Source organism: Stenotrophomonas sp. SMYL86 (assembly GCF_036320025.1).
Lineage (GTDB): Bacteria > Pseudomonadota > Gammaproteobacteria > Xanthomonadales > Xanthomonadaceae > Stenotrophomonas > Stenotrophomonas maltophilia_A.
The window spans coordinates 7,084-24,651 of sequence record NZ_JAWIRU010000032.1; the positions used below are offsets into that span (position 1 = coordinate 7,084).

Here is a 17,568-nt window from a genome sequence, read left to right on the forward strand (position 1 = left end):
CGGGGGGGGGGGGGGCCCCCCCGCCCCCCCCCCCCCCCCCCGCGCCCGCCCCCCCCCCCCCCCCCGCCACTACCAGGAATTCAAAATGCCCGGCGGATGTCCGATCAGGCCGCCAGCGAATCCAGGGCGGCTTCCAGCGCGTCCAGGTTCGGCAGCAGCGCGCTCTGCTCGCCCAGCAGCACACGCATGTGCACGATGTCCGGCAGGGTTTCTTCCGAGGCGTCAGCCAGCAGCCCGTCGCGCGGCACCGAAATCAGCTGCGGGAAGTTCTGCGTCAGCAGCGCGTAGTACGGACGCTGCGCGTTGCCGCTGAGGGCCTTCAGTACCACCACCTTGTTATGGCCGCTCACGGCTTCTTCGCCCAGTCCCGAAAGACGTGCGAACGACACCAGCGGCACCTGCCAGCCGTGCCAACCGATCTCGCCCACCAGCCAGCGCGGCGCATCGGAGACCGGCTGCACCGGCACGCGCGACATCATTTCGGCCACGGTGGCATTGGGCAGCAGCACGCGCGCGTTGCCGGCCTGGATCAGGACGCCACGGATTTCGTCATTGCTGGCATAGCTCATGGTGCTTCTCCGTTGTCGTCCTGCTCACCCCAGCGCGCGGCAATCGCCTGCGCCAGTTCCTGCGGTTCACCGGCCACCATGCCGGCAGCAACCACCGCCGTGGCTGCAGCCGGGTCGTAGCAGCCCTCGCCCACCTGCCCGGCCACCCATGCACCGGCGGCGGCCAGATCCAGCGCCGGACCAACATGCGCAAGGTCAGCGCCGCTGAGCAGGACCAGCGCGGTGTGATCAGCCGGCAGCGCGGCAATCGCAATGCCCTGCGCGTCGCTGACGAAATGCAGGCCGTCACTGGCTGCCTGCACGCCGATGTCATCGGCCAGCACGTGCACTTCACCCGGAGTTGCACGCTGGCCGGCTTCAGCCAGCTGCACCGGCAACGGCGACACGCGTGCCATCTGCTTGACCAGGTTGCCGTAGCGCCCGCCATCCAGGCGCATGTGTACCAGGACGGGCACGCTCAGCGAAGGCGGCAGCGCGCCGAGCAGGCGACGCAGCGCATCCGGGCCACCGATGCCGGCCAGCACCAGCAGCGATCCGGCGCGTGCGCCCACGGGCGCTGCGGCATCCAGATCGACCAGGCTCAGATGACCGGTATCGAAGGAAGGCAGCGGAGCCTCCACCGCAGCGTGGTGCGGAGCGGTTGCCGAGGCATCGGCATCGGCCTCGTCCTCGACCAGCGACCAGGCGGTGTGGTCGAAGGAGACCGGCGGTAGCGGCGGTACTGCGGACGCGGTCTCTGCCAGCGACGGCAGTGCGGGGGCCTGCAGCGGCTCAGGCACCACCGGCTGCAGCGCGGCCAGCGCCTGTTCCAGCGCGATCGGTTCGTGCAGCTGTACAGGCGGCGAGTACAGAGTGTCAGCGGGGACCTCGTCGGCCCAGCTCAATGCCTGCTCCAGGTGCGGCTGCAGCGCTTCTTCCTGCGGCGCCGGTGCCGGTGCCGGGTGGCCCGGCTCCAGCTGCAGGCTGGGTTCTTCTTCGGCCCCCGGCGGCAACACCTGCTGGTGGCCATGCAGCTTGGCGGACAGATGACGGCCCCAGCGCTGAGCCTCCCAACCATCACGACGTGCAGCCAGTTCGGCCTCGTCGAAGACCAGGGTCAGACCCGGTGCGGACAGCACCGCTTCCAGGCGCTCCAAGGCGTCCTCGATGGCGGCTTCCAGCGCGATCACCACGAACTGTGGGCGCGCCTCCTGCAGGACCCGCGCCTCCAGCGTGTTGGGATCATCTTCCAGCACCAGCTGCACATCGGCGTGCGACAACGCCTCACGCAGGCGCTCACGCGCCGCGCCGGGACGGGCCAGCAGGGCCACGGCCGGAGCCGCTTGGGTTTCACTCACGGACACGGGCGATCCCCAGCAGGTCGTACACGTTACGCATCAGGTCCAGTTCCTGGTACGGCTTGCCCAGGTAACGCTGGACACCGATCTCGAAGGCGCGCTGGCGGTGCTTGTCACCGCTGCGCGAAGTGATCATCACGATCGGCACGTCCCTGTAGCGCGGGTCGGCACGCATCGCGGTGGCGAGCTCGTAGCCATCCATGCGCGGCATCTCGATATCCAGCAGCATCAGGTCCGGCACGCGCTCTTCCAGGCGTTCCAGCGCTTCCACGCCGTCGCGGGCGACGCTGACCTCGAAGTTGTGGCGTTCGAGGATGCGGCCGGTGACCTTGCGCATCGTCAGCGAGTCGTCGACCACCATCACCAGCGGCACCTGGCGCTCCTGGCGCGGTGCGTTGGCCAGCACAGGCAGCGTCGGGTTGGCGAGGAAGCGGCGCACCAGCGGCGCCACGTCCAGGATCACCACCACGCGGCCATCGCCGGTGATGGTCGCGCCGTAGATGCCCGGCACCGACGCGATCTGCAGGCCGACCGGCTTGACCACGATTTCGCGGTTGCCCAGCACCTGGTCGATCGCCACGGCGGCACGCAGATCACCGGCACGGACCAGCAGCAGCGGCACCTGGTCCTGGCCATCGGCACGCGCCGGGGCCTGCCCGACCAGGCTGCCGAGGTCGTACAGCGGATAGTCTTCGCCGCTGTAACGGTAGCTGCTGTCGGCGGCTTCGAAACGCTCGCGCGACAGGCGGCCGATACCACTGACCGAGGCCACCGGCACCGCGAAGGTGGTTTCGCCGATCTGCACGAACACCGCCTGGGTGACGGCCAGCGTCTGCGGCAGGCGCAGGGTGAAGCGTACGCCCTGGCCCCGCACCGACTGGATGTCGACCGAGCCACCGAGCTGGCGCACTTCGTTGCGCACCACGTCCATGCCCACGCCACGACCGGCCAGCTGGCTGACCTGGTCGGCGGTGGTGAAGCCGGACGCGAAGATCAGGTTGTCCAGCTCCTGCTCGTTCGGCTGCGCATCGGCGGCCAGCAGGCCACGGTCGATGGCGCGGCGGCGGATCGCCTCGCGGTCCAGGCCAGCACCGTCATCGGCCACTTCCAGCACGATTTCCGAACCTTCGCGGTGCAGGCGGATGGCGATCTCGCCCTCCTCCGGCTTGCCGGCGGCGCGGCGCTGTTCCGGCGCTTCCAGGCCATGGGCCACGGAGTTGCGCAGCATGTGTTCCAGCGGCGCGACCATGCGGTCGAGGACGTTGCGGTCCAGTTCGCCGTGGGTTCCTTCCAGGGTCAGGTGGACCTGCTTGCCGGTATCCATGCCGGACTGGCGGACCACGCGGCGCAGGCGCGGCACCAGGCCATCGAACGGCACCATGCGCGCGCGCATCAGGCCATCCTGCAGCTCGGAGCTGACGCGCGACTGCTGCTGCAGCAGCGAATCGTACTGGCGCGACAGATCGTCCAGCACGCCCTGCAGGCCCCCCAGGTCGGCCGCCGACTCGTTCAGCGCACGGCTGAGCTGCTGCAGGGTGGAGAAGCGGTCCAGCTCCAGCGGATCGAACTTCTGGTCGGCCTGGTCCTGCTCGCGCTGGTAGCGGGCGACGATCTGCGCCTCGGTTTCCAGGTCGAGTCGCCGCAGCTGGTCGCGCAGTCGCGCATTGGTGCGCTCCAGTTCGCCCATGGCACCACGGAAGGCACCCAGCTGCTGTTCAAGCCGCGAGCGGTAGATCGCCACTTCACCGGCATGGTTGACCAGGCGGTCGAGCAGGTCGGCACGCACGCGCACCTGCTCCTGCTGCGGACGCGCCAGCGGATCTTCATCGACCACGCCCTCGGCCGGAAGCGGAGCCGACAGCGGCGCTTCGATCGGGGTCGCCAGCGGGCCCGCGGCTTGTGCGGGCACGGTCTCGATCTCGCTGGCCGCACGCGCGGCCGCAGCGGCTGCGGCGATATCGATGGTGGTGCGGACCTCGAAGGCTTCGACCAGATCCTGCGCCGGCTCCACCACGCGGTGCGCGCCGGTGCGGGTGAGCAGCTGGTGCAGGCGGTCAAAGCCACGCTCCAGCAGCTGCACGTCGCGACGTTCGATCTCGGTACGGCCAGCGGCCACCGCCTCCAGCAGCGATTCGATGCTGTGGCCAAGGTCGCCGATGGCATTGATGCCAGCCATGCGTGCGCCACCCTTCAGGGTGTGCAGATCACGCTGCAGGCCGGCCAGCACCTCGCGGTCCTGCGGTGCATCGCGCAGTTCGCTGATCAGGCCATCGCAGTGGTCGAGCAGGTCCTTGCCTTCCTCGACAAAGATATCGACCAGCTCGCGGTCGTACACGCTGAAGTCGAGTGCATCGGCGCCGTCTTCGGCATCCGCCGCAACAGGTGCCTGCTCGTGGTGCGGCGCACGCGGCACGATGTCGGTCGCTGCAACCTGTGCATCGGTATCGACCGTGCCCTGGCCCGGTGCGTCTTCCATTTCGAAGAAGCGCACCGCAGCAGTGCCGCCCTGCGGCGCCTCTGCGGTGATCTCCTCAATCACCGTCGCCGGGGACGGCTGATCGGCGCTCTCTCCTTCACCGACCGCCGCCTCCCCGCCGACGTCCGCATCCTCGGCAAAGGCATCTGCCTCACCCGGCGCGAGTTCGCTGGCCTGGAGGCCGATCACGGGCCATTGCCCGTCGTCGTCCAGGGTCTGCTCCTCCTCGATCACGTGCAGGCCGGCCTCGAGCGCGGCTGCCAGCGTGACCGGTTCTGCAAAACCCGGCACAGCCATTTCATCCTGCAGGCTCGACAGCTCGCTGTCGAGTGGCAGTGCAGCAGCGTCGTCAATGACGTTGTCATCGTCACTGTCCGAATCAAACGGCAACGGCGTATTCAGGTCGATCGCGTCAACTTCCGCAGACACCGGCAACTCTTCCGCGTCGCGGTCATCCACCGGCAGCGCACTGGCGTCGAGGTACGGCGACAGATCGTCCGCCATGGTCAGGTCAGCGTCGTCGACCGTCGCGATCGCCGGCACGGCATCTGATTCGTCCTGGGCAACATCAGGCGCACGTTCAATCGGCTGGATCGATTCAATCGCGCCGGTGTCGTCCGCGGCAGGTTCACCCTCGCCCGGCACCGACGGCCAGCCGGCGTCGAAGTAACGCGAAAGATCGTCGCTGGCGGTCAGCTCACCCACGTCCAGGCCGCTGTCGGCTGCGACGTCCAGCGCCTCCAGCCCGGTTGCAGCTGGAACCGGTTCCAGCGCATCTTCGGCATGCGACTGCGGCTCGGCAATGAAATCGGTCGCCGCATCGAAAGCGGACGGCATGCTGGTTTCGTCCAGCGTGTCCAGCCCGGCCAGCAGCGCTTCGGCCGCGGATGCCTGCTCGGCATCAGGCGCCAGCTCGACGCCCTCTTCGTCCTCGTCTTCCAGCGCGAACAGCGGCCAGCGCGCTTCCGGCAGCTCGCCGGCCAATGCCTGCAGCCGCTGCACCAGCGCGCCCTGCGGAACAATCCGCGGCTGTTCGGCCTGCAGCGCCTCCATGGTCGCGGTGATCGCCTGCGCGGTCGCATCCAGTGCGGCTACGCCCTCGTCGCCAGGCACCACGTCGGCGGCCAGTGCGCGCTTGATGTAGGACTCGGCACCGCCGGTGACCGCCGTGATTTCCGGCACTTCGGTCATCGCGAAGGCGCCGTTCATGGTGTGCACCGCACGCAGCAGTGCGTCGCTGACCGGCTGCGGTGCCTGCTGCGCCGAACGCAGCCATTCCTGCAGGGTCGCCTGGTGGACTTCGACCTCGGCCTCGAGGATCTCGCGCAGTACGCTGTCGATGTTGGCCGGGGTACCGGCGTCTTCCGCCACCGCCGTGGCATCGGCCTGCGCCGACGCAGCGGCCTCGGCTTCCAGCAGGCGGCTGATTTCGTCTTCGCCTTCGGACTCGGCCAGTGTCGCTGCCGGTGCGGCCGCAGCCGGCAACGGCACGTAGAAGGTCTCCTCGCCGGCACCGACCCGATCGGCAATGGCCTGCATCGCCTGCAGGTCCACGCTGATGCGCTGGCCATGGCGCAGCGCGGCGTTCAGCTGCGGCAGCGCGGCATGGGCGTTGTCGACCATCGCCAGCACCGCCGGAGTCGCCGGGCGACTGCCATCGAGCACGCGATTGAGCATGCCTTCGATCTTCCAGGCGAACTCGCCCAGGGTGCGTGCACCCACCAGGCGGCCACTGCCCTTGAGGGTGTGGAAGATGCGGCGGATCGGCCGCAGCCGGTCCATGTTGTCCAGCTGCATGCGCCATGCCGGCAGCAGCGTGCCCAGGTTGGCCAGCTCGTCGTCGAACTCTTCCAGGAACACCTCGCGGATGTCCTCGTCGATGTTCTCGGCATCGTCGTCGAAGCCTGCCTCGAAGCCGGTCTCGGTGCCGGCCACGACCGGGATGTCCGCAGCGGGCGGAGCCGCCATGGCCTGCGGATTGAAATCGGCCGCCGCGGCGCTCAGCTCGGCGAAGAACTGCGCGTCGGCTTCGCTGAAGTCGATGGGCGCGATGGTGTCGATATCAATCACCGACACCGCCGGTGCCGGTGCATCGGAGACCGGCGTCAGCACCTCGGCCATCGGCGCGGGCACGTCCTCCTGCACATCCGCCGCAACCGCGTCCGCTTCGGCAACCACAGGGCTTTCGTCCACCCGCACGGATGCAGCGGGATCGACGATCTCCAGCGCCGGGTGCAATCCGGCGTCGTCGTCCAGCGACAGCGTCTCCATCGCGTGCAGCGACAGCACGTCGTCGGCATTGTCCAGCGCATCGGCGTCGAAACGGAACACCACGTCGTCACCGGCGGCGACCACATCGTGCTCGGCAGCCACCGGGTCGAACACGGGCGCGGCAACGTCAGCGGTGTCAAAGGGCACCGACGCGTCGACGTCGTCCTCGACATCCATCACAGCCACATCGGCCAATGCCGGCGGTGTTGCCTCCGACAGTGTCCACTGCGGCGCCGGTTCCACGCTGGTTTCGGCCCGTTCGAAACTGACCGGGTCGAAGCTGGCGAAGGTCGGACTGCGCTCGTCTTCGGCACTCGCGGTCGGCTCGGAGTCCGGATGGAACGGTGCGAGATCCCATTGCGGTACCTCGGGCGCAGGCGCGCTGGACGCGGCGAAGACCAGCGGTGCATCCGCATCGTCATGCAGCGACAGCGGTGTGGAGGCGACACTCCCCAGCGCCCCGAACATCAGGCGGTTGTCCACCACCTCCGGTGCAGGCGCGGCCGGTGGCGGATCGAAGGTGAAGTCCGGCAGCGGCACCGGCACCGTGCCGGCGGCGGGCGCGGCCGGCTGCACCGGAATCTCGATGGGCTCCGGCTGTACCGGCTCGGCCTGCAGCGCGATCGGCTCGCGGTCCACCAGCAGCGATGCGAACACCACTGGCTCGGCGGCGGCAGGCATCGCCGCATTGCGGTCCGGCAACGGCCAATAGCGCAGCGCTTCAAGGCTGCTGCGGGTGATGTCGAGGATGTCCTCGCGACCCGGGCGGCGGTCGCGCAGAGCCTCGAGGTAGTACTCCAGGCTGGCCATGGCATCGGCCAGGGTGTCCAGCTGGCGGCCACTGGGCACGCGCTGGCGACCGATCAGCTCGGCTTCGATGTACTGCTGCACACCGCGCAGGTAATCGGCGGCGGTGTTCAGGTCGAGCATGCGCAGCGCACCGGACACATCGCCCAGCAGGCGCGGCACGTCCTGCAGCTCGGCATGGTTCCAGCTGGTTTCGATGAAGGCGACGAAATGCTCGCGGGCGGCGGCGAAGTTGGCGATGGCCTCATGTGCCAGCACCTCCACCGTGCGCCGGTTCTCCACCGCGCTGGGGTCATCTTCGCCACTGCCGCCGGCGCCCAGATGGGCGACCTGGTCGTCCAGCGACGCGTCCACGTAGAGCAATGCGCCGGCGATATCCAGCAGCAGGTTCTCGTCGATCTGCTGGCGCCCTTCGACCACGCCACGCAGCGCATCGCGCTGCTGCACGACCACGCCGCGGGCAACGCCCAGGCCCATCATGCCCAGCGTATCGGCCACGGCGCCAAGCTCGTTGGCCTGGGTCTGCAGCTGTTCCGGCGCACCACCGGTACGCAGGTGCAGGTCAAGCGCATCCTTGATGCGCAGCAGTTCTTCCTTCACTGCGCTGCCGACCGTGTCGAGCAGCTCGCGGTTGCGTCCGCTCAGGCTGCCACGCGCATGGTCCAGCTCGGCCTCGGTGGCGGTGACGCTGTCCGGCGCGAACGCCAGCAGCACGCTGTCATGCACGCCCTCTTCGCCACGCGCGGCACGGATTTCGTTGAGCAGCGGCATCAGCACGATCGGAATGTCGCGGTGGCCGTTCTGCAGGCGCTCCAGGTAATCGGGCAGCAGCACGCTGCCGCGCATCAGGGTCGCGCAGGCTTCATCCCGATCAGCCACGCTACCGGCGCCGATGGCATTGGCCAGCTGTTCCAGCTCCTCGGCCACCATCGCCGGGGCGTACAGCTCGACCATGCGCAGGGTGCCCTGCACCTGGTGCAGGTAGCCGGCGCAGATGCGCATGCGGCTGGCATCGGCCGGGTCTTCCGCGTAGTACTCGACCTCGTTGCGCACCTGGCGCAGGGTCTCGTCCAGCTCGGGCTTGACCCAGCCCAGCGCTGCGTGGCTCATCGCATCGCGCAGACTGCTCATGGACGCGCTCCGTTCGCCGCCGCGCGGAAGCCGCGCGAGTTCTGGCGTGGGGAATGGAAATGCTTCATCGACTGGTTCCTTGCTCGCCGCCCTGCCCGCGTCACGCCGGCAGCTTGAAGTCGGCGACCGAACGACGCAGGTCGGCCGCCAGCTGCGCGAGGTGACCGATCGATTCGGCGGTCTGCCCGGCACCCTGCGAGGTCTGGCCGGTGATCTGCCGGATCACGCCCATGGTGCGGGTGATGTCCGAGGCCGCAGCCGACTGCTGCTGGGCGGCGATGGAGATGTTCTTGATGAGGGTGTTCAGTGCATTGGACACGCGCTCGATTTCGGTCAGTGCGGTGCCGGCGTCCTCGGCCAGGCGTGCACCGGACACCACTTCGGCGGTGGTCTGTTCCATCGAGGTGACCGCTTCGTTGGTATCGGCCTGAATGGCCTGGACCAGGTTCTCGATGCGTCGGGTTGCGCCCGAAGTGCGTTCTGCCAGGCGCTGCACTTCGTCGGCCACGACCGCGAAACCGCGGCCCGCTTCACCGGCCGAAGCCGCCTGCACCGCCGCGTTCAATGCCAGGATGTTGGTCTGCTCGGAAATGTCGTTGATCAGTTCCACGATCGAGCCGATTTCCTGCGACGACTCGCCCAGGCGCTTGATGCGCTTGGAGGTTTCCTGGATCTGGTCACGGATCTGGTCCATGCCCTGGATGGTCTCGCGCACCACGCCGGCACCTTCGGCAGCGATCACCACCGAGCGCTGTGCCACGTCGGCCGACTCGGCCGAGTTGCGCGACACCTGTTCGATGCTCGCCGCGATTTCACCGATGCGGTCCGAGGCCGAGGTGATCTGGTTGGCCTGATGGCCCGCCGCCTCTGCCAGCTGCATGGCGGTGGCCTGGGTTTCCTGGGTGGACAGCGCGACCTTGGCCGAGGTGTCGTTGATGGTGGTCACCAGGTGGCGCAGCTCGTCCACCGCGTAGTTGATCGCGTCGGCGATGGCGCCGGTCATGTCCTCGGTCACCGAGGCCTTCACGGTCAGGTCGCCCTCACCCAGCGAGGAGATTTCGTCCAGCAGCCGCATGATCGCCTGCTGGTTGCGGCTGTTGAATTCCACCTGTGTCTGGTAGCGCAGTTCCTGCTCGCGCGAACGGCTGCGCACGTTGGTGGAGACGAAGCCGATGATCGCGATCAGCGACAGCGCACCGGAGACCACGCCGATCCAGAAGTTCGGGAACAGGCGGGTATCGGACACCGAGCCGAACGAGGAGAACGCCTCGAACAGCTTGCGGCTGTCGTCCAGCATGTGCGCCGAACCCTGGCCCAGCGCGGTGGCGGCGGACTGGGCGGCGAACAGCTGGCGCGAGCTGGCCAGGATCGCATCGGCGTCCTGCTTCATCGCTTCCCACTTCTGCTGCGACTGCTCCAGCGCGGCCACGGCGGCGGCACCACGCACGGCGGTGATGCCCAGTTCCTCGTTGCCGTTGCGCAGGCCGTCGAGCACCTGCGAGAACACGGTGATGTCGCGTGCCAGTGCATCGCCGGACGTCGCCGCAGCGCTGCCACCGGCGCGCATTTCGGTCACGCGACGGGCCATGGAGCCGGCCACCACCACCTGCTGCAGGGCGCTGTACACCTGCGACGACGGCGCGCCGGAGGCGGACATCGCACGCACCAGCTCGTTCAGCTGGGCCTGCAGGCCCGGCACCGCGCCGGTGAAGTTGTTGGCATTGCCGGCCAGCGCCAGCACCGCCGGTTCACTGGCGACCAGCTGCCCGGCCTGCTTGCCCAGCGGCGCCCAGGTTTCGGCCAGGGTGGCGATCGCACCCGACACGCCCGGCTCCTTGCCGTAGCGCCCCTGCAGGGTCGACACGTTCTGTTCGATCGCGTTGCGGGTCGCCTTGAAGGCGGTGAACGCCTGCGCGTTGCCGCCCACCGCGTCACGGCCCTGGTTGGCCAGCTGCTGCGACAGCACCTGCAGGTCGGCTGCCTTGGATCCGGCATCGGCCAGGCGACTGCCCTGCCAGGTGGCGACGCCGGTGTTGACGCCGAACAGGATCATCGATGCCAGCAGCAGGAACAGCCAGAGGTTGCTGCCGCCCAGCCGCAGCTTGCCGGTCTTGGTGGCGTCCGAAGCAGTACTCATCGTTCAACCTCGATCTTCAATGCAGGGGGCGATGCCCGGCCTCAGGCCGCGGCTTGCCGGAATTCAGGGGTACGCGACAGCAGCGAGAGCGAGAACACGCCCCAGTCATGGCCGTCGGCATGGAAGGCGCGATCGACGAAGTGGCCGTAGCGCCCTTCGGCCAGCGTGCCGGCCGCGATCTGCTGGTCCAGTTCGAAGCTGCGCTGGCCGAACAGTTCATCGATGGTCAGCGCGACGTCGCCGCCGGCCTGGCGCATGATCAGCACGCGCTGGCCTTCCTGCTGCACGGTACGCGTGCCTTCCAGGAAGTACTTCAGGTCGACCACCGGGAACAGGTTGCCGCGCAGGTTGCCTACGCCCAGCAGCCACGGCTGCGCGCACGGTACCGGGGTCACCGGCGGCATCGGCACGATTTCCACCACTTCGCGGAAATCGGACACCAGCCGGCGCAGGCCGACGCGGTAACCCACGCCACGCCAGAGGTCCTGGGCGAACTGCCGTTCGGGCAGCTGCACCGCGTGGGCCAGGCTGCGCCGTTCGTAGGCTTCGAGAATGTCGAAGGGCGAGCGCATCAGGCCACCAGTTCGTTGATCCGCGCGATCAGTTCATCCTCGCGCGGCGGCTTGACGATGTAATCGGCCGCGCCCTGGCGCAGTCCCCATGCCTTGTCGGTTTCCATCGCCTTGGTGCTGACGATGATCACCGGAATGTGTTTGATCGCCGCATCACGGGCCATCGCACGGGTGGCCTGGAAGCCGCTCATGCCGGGCAGGACCACGTCCATCAGCACCAGCTGCGGCACCTGGTCGCGGACCAGCTGCAGTCCATCCTCGGCGTTGTCCGCTTCCAGCACCTCATGGCCGGCACGGCGCAGCCACTGGGTGAACACCGCGCGGTCGGTCGGTGAATCCTCGATCAGAACGATACGAGCCATTGTGCCTTTCCCCCCTGGTCAGGCGTTGACGTATGTGCGGATGGCACCCAGCAGTTCTTCACGCGTGAAAGGCTTCGTCAGGTACTGCTCCGAGCCGACGATGCGTCCCCGCGCCTTGTCGAACAGGCCATCCTTGGACGACAGCATGATGACCGGGGTCGCCTTGAACAGCTGGTTGCCCTTGATCAGCGCACAGGTCTGGTAGCCGTCCAGGCGCGGCATCATGATGTCGACGAAGATGATCTGCGGTTGCTGGTCTGCGATCTTCGCAAGCGCTTCGAAGCCGTCGGTGGCGGTGACCACCTCGCAACCTTCGCGCTTGAGCAGCGTTTCCGCAGTCCTGCGGATGGTCTTCGAATCATCGATGACCATCACCCGGAGTCCTGCGAGTTCCCCGCCCGCAGTCGTGTTTTCAGTCATTGCCTATCCCCAAGCGCACGGCCCGATCTCTGGCGGGGGCCGCTACGAAAGCGTATCTATATCGCACTTTCCGCGCCCGCTTCAAGGCCGCCCCATGGCGCGGGGCATGGCACCCTCCTGAACGTGACGGGTTTCGCAATGCGTGCGCGACCGCCGGGCGGACGCTGCGTTGCAGTACGGCGGGGAGGCGCGCGACCGGCGTTGCCGCTACCATCAACGCCTTGCCAGACAGGTGCGCCCATGCCGTTGAACGTCATCGTGGTGATGGACCCCATCGCCCACATCAAGATCGCCAAGGACACCACCTTCGCCATGTTGCTGGAAGCCCAGCGCCGCGGCCATGCCCTGCACTACGTGCGCCCGGGCGGGTTGGCCCTGGAAGGTGGCGTGGCGGTGGCCCAGACCGCACCGCTGCAGGTGCGCGACGACCCGGCCGGCTGGTATGAGCTGGGTGCGTTCAGCCGTACCGAGTTCGGTCCCGGCCAGATCGTGCTGATGCGCAAGGACCCTCCGGTCGACGCCGAGTACATCTACGACACCCAGGTGCTGGACGTGGCCGCCGCTGCCGGTGCCTGCGTGGTCAACAACCCGCAGGGCCTGCGCGACTACAACGAGAAGCTGGCCGCCCTGCTGTTCCCGCAGTGCTGCCCGCCGACCCTGGTCAGCCGCGACGCCAAGGCGCTGAAGGCCTTTGCCCTGGAACACGGCCAGGCCGTGCTGAAGCCGCTGGATGGCATGGGCGGCCGCTCGATCTTCCGCAGCGGCCAGGGCGATCCGAACCTGAATGTGATCCTGGAAACCCTGACCGACGGCGGCCACAGGATGGCGCTGGCACAGAAGTTCATTCCCGACATCACCGCTGGCGACAAGCGCATCCTGCTGGTCGATGGCGAACCCGTCGACTACTGCCTGGCGCGCATCCCGCAGGGTGATGAATTCCGCGGCAATCTGGCCGCCGGTGGCCGCGGTGAAGGTCGCCCGCTGAGCGAGCGCGACCGCTGGATCGCCGCCCAGGTCGGGCCGGAGATGAAGCGTCGCGGCATGCGCTTCGTCGGCCTGGACGTGATCGGTGATTACCTGACCGAGGTCAACGTGACCAGCCCGACCTGCGTGCGCGAACTGGACGCACAGTACGGCCTGAACATTGCCGGCACCCTGTTCGACGCACTCGAGGCCGGCCTGCGCTGATGCCGTCCGCACCTGCCGTACTGCCCCCGCCGCCGCGCGAAGCGCAACGGCTGGGGGCGACCATCGCGCTGTCGGTGCTGGTCCACGCCCTGCTGATCCTGGGCGTGGGCTTTGCCGTGAAGGGCGATGCACCGCTGGTGCCGACGCTGGAAGTGATCTTCAGCCAGACCCGCACCGCATTGACGCCGAAGCAGGCCGATTTCCTGGCCGCGGCCAACCAGGAAGGCGGTGGCGAGCACGACCGCGCGCAGCGTCCGCGCGACAACCAGGCCGGCATCGTGCCGCAGGCCCAGTCCGGAATCAGCCCGGTGCCACAGCAGCAGCAATCGGCCGCACCGGTTCCGCCGCCGCAGGCACGGGTGGTCAGCAGCCGCAATGGCGAAGAAATGGTGGCGCAGGCGCAGTCCCGGCCCACGCCGGATCAGCCCGAACCGGACGCACCGCTGAGCGCGCGCGAACAGCGCGACGTGGAGATGGCGCGCCTGGCCGCCGAAGTGCACCTGCGCTCGGCGCAGTACGCCAAGCGTCCGAACCGCAAGTTCGTGTCGGCCAGCACGCGCGAATATGCCTATGCCAATTACCTGCGCGCGTGGGTCGATCGCGCCGAGCGCGTAGGCAACCTGAATTACCCGGATGAGGCGCGGCAGCGGCGCCTGGGTGGCCAGGTGGTGATCAGCGTGGGCGTGCGCCGCGATGGCAGCGTGGAGAGCAGCCGGATCCTGCGTTCGAGCGGGACGCCGTTGCTGGATGAGGCGGCACTGCGGGTGGTGAAGCTGGCCCAGCCGTTCCCGCCGTTGCCGAAGACCGAGGATGAGATCGATATCCTGCAGGTCACCCGCACGTGGGTGTTCCTGCCGGGCGGCACCCTGCACGACGACCGGTAGGGTTTGTTGCCCGGGCCTGCGGCCCGGGACCCGCTGAACGTCAACGTCAACGTCAAAGGCGGCGGTTGGACTGTGGATTTGGTGTGGCGGGGTGGCTGGGCAGGACACGCCGTAAACCCATCCTTGGGGGCTCGATGGCGCCATCCATGGCGCCAACGGTCCTGCCCAGCCACCCCGCCCCACCTCTGACAGATCCCGGCGCATCGCGTCCCGCTCCGCTGTTGGTAGGTGTCGACCTTGGTCGACACACATCCACGCTAGCGTGGATGCGAGCGAAGCGATCCGCTTTTGACTTTGATTTTCTTTTGATTTTCCGTGGCGGACGCACACGGAAACTGTCAGAGGTCGGGCGGGGTGGGTTCGCGGGGGTATCCGCGCCATGGATGGCGCGGCTAAGCCCCCAGGGACGGGTTCACGGCGTCCCCCGCGAACCCACCCCGCCCGGCCAAGCGCGGCTTTTGATTTACGCGATCAACCAACCCCGCCACGAGGGGCTCAGCCGTTGGCCTTCGCCTTCGCCTCGCGCGCGGCCTGTTGCTCGACCAGGGTCAGTGCCACGTTGTCGCGCAGGTACGCCGGCTCGACCCTCTCCGGTGCAATGACTTCGCCGCGCGCGAAGGCCGGCACCGCCAGTGCCAGCACGTCTGACGCACGCGGCAATGCGGCGGCATCGAATCCACGCAGGCCAGCCCCAAGTTGCGCCACCAGTGCGCCCTCGGCTGCGCCGAAACCGGTACCCACACCGTAGGCGGACAGCCCTTCCGGCAGCGATACCGCAGCGGGTGCGCATACGCGCTCGGCATCACGCGCCACCGGCAGGCCGTCCACGCGCTCGAAGCGGGCAACGTAGAGTTCGCCCATCCGCGCATCGATCGCTGACAGGATCTGCGTTTCTTCCGCCGGTGCCCGCAACGCCAGCACCTGCAGCGTCGAGACCGGCAACAGCGGACGGTCCAGGGCCAGCGCAATGCCCTGGGCAATCGCGATCGCAAGACGCACGCCGGTGAACGCGCCGGGGCCGCGGCTGAGCGCGATGCCGTCCAGCTGGCGGCGGCTGATGCCGGCTTCGGCCAGCAGCGCCTCCGCCCACGGCAGGCTCAGTTCGGCGTGCCGGCGCGGGGCAATCTCGAAGCGTTCCAGCACCTGCCCATCGACATGCAGGGCAACGGAACAGGCTTCGGTGGCGGTTTCAAAGGCGAGCAGTTTCATCGGATCGGGTCAGAACAGGGGGAACGTGGCACCGGGCGCCGGCTCAGGGCCGGTCGCAACAGCGACTGGGGCAGCCGCATCATCGGACACGGGCGCCCATTGTGGCGTAAAGAAGGCCTGCACATCGGCCAGGCTGCGAGTACGCCGGAACGGCGGCAGCGAATCGAGGAAGACCCGGCCATAGCCCCGGTTGAGCAGGCGCGGGTCGCACAGTACCAGCACGCCACGGTCGCTCTCGCTGCGGATCAGGCGGCCGACACCCTGCTTCAATGCAATCACCGCCTGCGGCAACTGCTCGTCGCGGAACGGATTGCCGCCCTGGCTGCGGATCGCCTCCAGCCGCGCCTCGTACACCGGATCGTCCGGCGCCGCGAACGGCAGCTTGTCGATCATCACCACGCTCAGCGCTTCGCCGACCACATCCACGCCCTCGCGGAAACTGGCCGAGCCGAGCAGCACGCCATTGCCGGATTCACGGAAGCGCTGCAGCAGCGTCGCGCGCGGTGCCTCGCCCTGCACGAACAGCGGCCATGGCCCGTCGCGCAATGCCTCGGCGGCCTCACGCAGGGCGCGATGCGAAGCAAACAGCAGGAATGCCCTGCCCTGCGAGGCCTGCAACACCGGCCGCAAGGTCTGGATCAGCGCGGTGCCAAACCCGCGCGCCGCCGGATCGGGCAGGCCTTCGGGCAGGTAGCACAGCGCCTGCTCGGGCCAATTGAACGGGCTTGGCTGCACCAGCGTGTGCGGATCGTCCAGGCCCAGGCGGGTGGCGATGTGATCGAAACCACCGCCAACGGTCAGCGTTGCCGAAGTGAAGATCCACGCGGCACGGCTGCGCTCGCGATGCTCACGCAGCGGACCGGACACATCCATCGGCGTGCGCTGGCAACGGAAACCACGCGGCGTAAGCTCGTACCAGAGCACATCGGCCGCACTGCTCGCTTCCGACGGATCGGTGTCGAAATCGAGAGTGGGTTCGTCATCGCCCAGCCAGCGGCTGAGCCGCGAGACCGCCTCGCGCGCCCGCGCATGACAGGCATCCAGACCCGCCGCCGCTTCGCGCAGCGGCTGCAATGCCTGCTCCAGGGTCACCAACCCTGCCATCACCGTATCGAATCCGTCGCGCACCTGTGGCATCGCCAGCGCGCGCCATTGCGTGCCACGCGGCGGCAGTCCCTCCATCGCCGAACGCAGCGCCAGCAGCGCCTGCTGCAACTGGTCGACCGGTTCCTGCAGCGCCGACTGCGCGCCGCCCACACCGCGTGCTTCAGCCAGGCAATCGCGCCCGAGCTCCTGCCACGGGCGCATGCCAAAACCCTCGCCGAAGAACTGCGCGGCCAGTTCGGGCAACTGGTGCGCCTCGTCGATGACGAAGGCCTGGGCGCCCGGCAGCAGTTCACCGAAGCCATCCTGCTTCAGCGCCAGATCGGCCAGCAGCAGGTGATGGTTGACCACCACCACATCGGCAGCCTGTGCACGCTGCCGCGCACGCACCACGAAGCAGTCATCCCAGAACGGGCAATCGGTGCCCAGGCAGTTGTCGACGGTGGAGGTGACCATCGGCAGCAATGGGGAGTCGTCGGCCAGCCCGTCGAGCTCGGCGATGTCACCGAACTCCGAGCGACCGGACCAGGCCAGGATGCGCTGGAACTGCGCCGCCTGTTCGGGGCTGGAAAAACGCGGCTCGCCGCGCGCCTGCTGCAGGCGATAGCGGCACAGGTAGTTCGCACGCCCTTTCAGCAGCGCACTGCGCAGGCCGACCCCGAGTGCCTGGCGCACCCGCGGCAGATCGCGGTGGTAGAGCTGGTCCTGCAGCGCGCGGGTGCCTGTGGAGATGATGGTGCGCAACCCGGACAGCAGCACCGGCACCAGATAGGCAAACGTCTTGCCGGTGCCGGTACCGGCCTCGGCCAGCAGCAGATCACGCTGCTGCAGCGCATCGGCGATGGCTTCGGTCAGGTGCAGCTGTGCCGGACGCGGGACGAATGCATCCAGGTGCGAGGCGAGCGCGCCGCCGTCGCTGAGGGCTTCGCGGCTGGCATGGACAAGGTCGGACATCAGAGGGAAAGGATACCCGGCCGGGCGCTGCCCGGCACCCGTTTCAAGCCAGAGCCAGAGCACCAGCAACGGCAACGGCAACGGCAACGGCGTTGTTAACGGCTCTGGGTTTCTGCGTGCTGGGTGGGGCGGGAGGGGGGGGGGGGG

11 protein-coding genes are annotated in these 17,568 nt (G+C 68.4%); 2 read left to right on the forward strand and 9 right to left on the reverse strand.

Features of this window, described 5'->3' with window-relative positions; translation table 11 throughout:
• Positions 1 to 104 precede the first annotated feature (104 nt).
• From V3B64_RS21480 to pilG, 7 genes are all read right to left on the reverse strand, one after another.
• Positions 105 to 569, reverse strand: coding sequence for a chemotaxis protein CheW (locus V3B64_RS21480; RefSeq protein WP_065723902.1), 465 nt, complete (start codon positions 567 to 569; stop codon positions 105 to 107).
• Positions 566 to 1,912 (reverse strand): chemotaxis protein CheB, encoded by a 1,347-nt coding sequence (locus V3B64_RS21485; protein WP_134950712.1) that lies wholly within the window; start codon positions 1,910 to 1,912, stop codon positions 566 to 568. The genes V3B64_RS21480 and V3B64_RS21485 overlap by 4 nt, the downstream gene beginning before the upstream one ends.
• On the reverse strand, positions 1,899 to 8,591 hold the full coding sequence (locus tag V3B64_RS21490) for an Hpt domain-containing protein (RefSeq protein ID WP_329914936.1): 6,693 nt from the start codon (positions 8,589 to 8,591) through the stop codon (positions 1,899 to 1,901). Before V3B64_RS21490 ends, V3B64_RS21485 begins: the two co-directional genes overlap by 14 nt.
• Positions 8,592 to 8,691: 100 nt before the next feature.
• The gene (locus V3B64_RS21495) at positions 8,692 to 10,728 is read right to left on the reverse strand and encodes a methyl-accepting chemotaxis protein (protein WP_032130100.1); all 2,037 of its coding nucleotides are present in this window, start codon (positions 10,726 to 10,728) and stop codon (positions 8,692 to 8,694) included.
• 41 nt (positions 10,729 to 10,769) lie between these two features.
• Entirely contained in the window at positions 10,770 to 11,300 is a 531-nt protein-coding gene (locus V3B64_RS21500) for a chemotaxis protein CheW (RefSeq protein WP_110713261.1), read from the reverse strand.
• The gene (locus tag V3B64_RS21505; protein WP_005410717.1) at positions 11,300 to 11,662 is read right to left on the reverse strand and encodes a response regulator; all 363 of its coding nucleotides are present in this window, start codon (positions 11,660 to 11,662) and stop codon (positions 11,300 to 11,302) included. The genes V3B64_RS21500 and V3B64_RS21505 overlap by 1 nt, the downstream gene beginning before the upstream one ends.
• A gap of 18 nt (positions 11,663 to 11,680) precedes the next feature.
• The gene (gene pilG / locus V3B64_RS21510; protein ID WP_005418455.1) at positions 11,681 to 12,082 is read right to left on the reverse strand and encodes a twitching motility response regulator PilG; all 402 of its coding nucleotides are present in this window, start codon (positions 12,080 to 12,082) and stop codon (positions 11,681 to 11,683) included.
• Positions 12,083 to 12,322: 240 nt separating this feature from the next.
• On the opposite strand from pilG, the gene gshB reads away from it, so the two are divergent.
• Both gshB and V3B64_RS21520 read left to right on the forward strand, forming a co-directional pair.
• Complete coding sequence (gshB, locus tag V3B64_RS21515) at positions 12,323 to 13,270, forward strand: glutathione synthase (RefSeq protein ID WP_012511876.1); 948 nt, start codon at positions 12,323 to 12,325, stop codon at positions 13,268 to 13,270.
• Entirely contained in the window at positions 13,270 to 14,154 is an 885-nt protein-coding gene (locus V3B64_RS21520) for an energy transducer TonB (RefSeq protein WP_110713262.1), read from the forward strand. The genes gshB and V3B64_RS21520 overlap by 1 nt, the downstream gene beginning before the upstream one ends.
• A gap of 495 nt (positions 14,155 to 14,649) precedes the next feature.
• On the opposite strand, the gene tsaB is transcribed toward V3B64_RS21520, so the two are convergent.
• Together tsaB and V3B64_RS21530 are read right to left on the reverse strand one after the other, a co-directional pair.
• Positions 14,650 to 15,363, reverse strand: a complete 714-nt coding sequence (tsaB, locus tag V3B64_RS21525; RefSeq protein WP_329914938.1) for a tRNA (adenosine(37)-N6)-threonylcarbamoyltransferase complex dimerization subunit type 1 TsaB — start codon at positions 15,361 to 15,363, stop codon at positions 14,650 to 14,652.
• A gap of 9 nt (positions 15,364 to 15,372) precedes the next feature.
• Positions 15,373 to 17,421: an ATP-dependent DNA helicase gene (locus V3B64_RS21530; protein ID WP_049461889.1), complete on the reverse strand. Its 2,049-nt coding sequence runs from the start codon at positions 17,419 to 17,421 to the stop codon at positions 15,373 to 15,375.
• Positions 17,422 to 17,568: the final 147 nt, after the last annotated feature.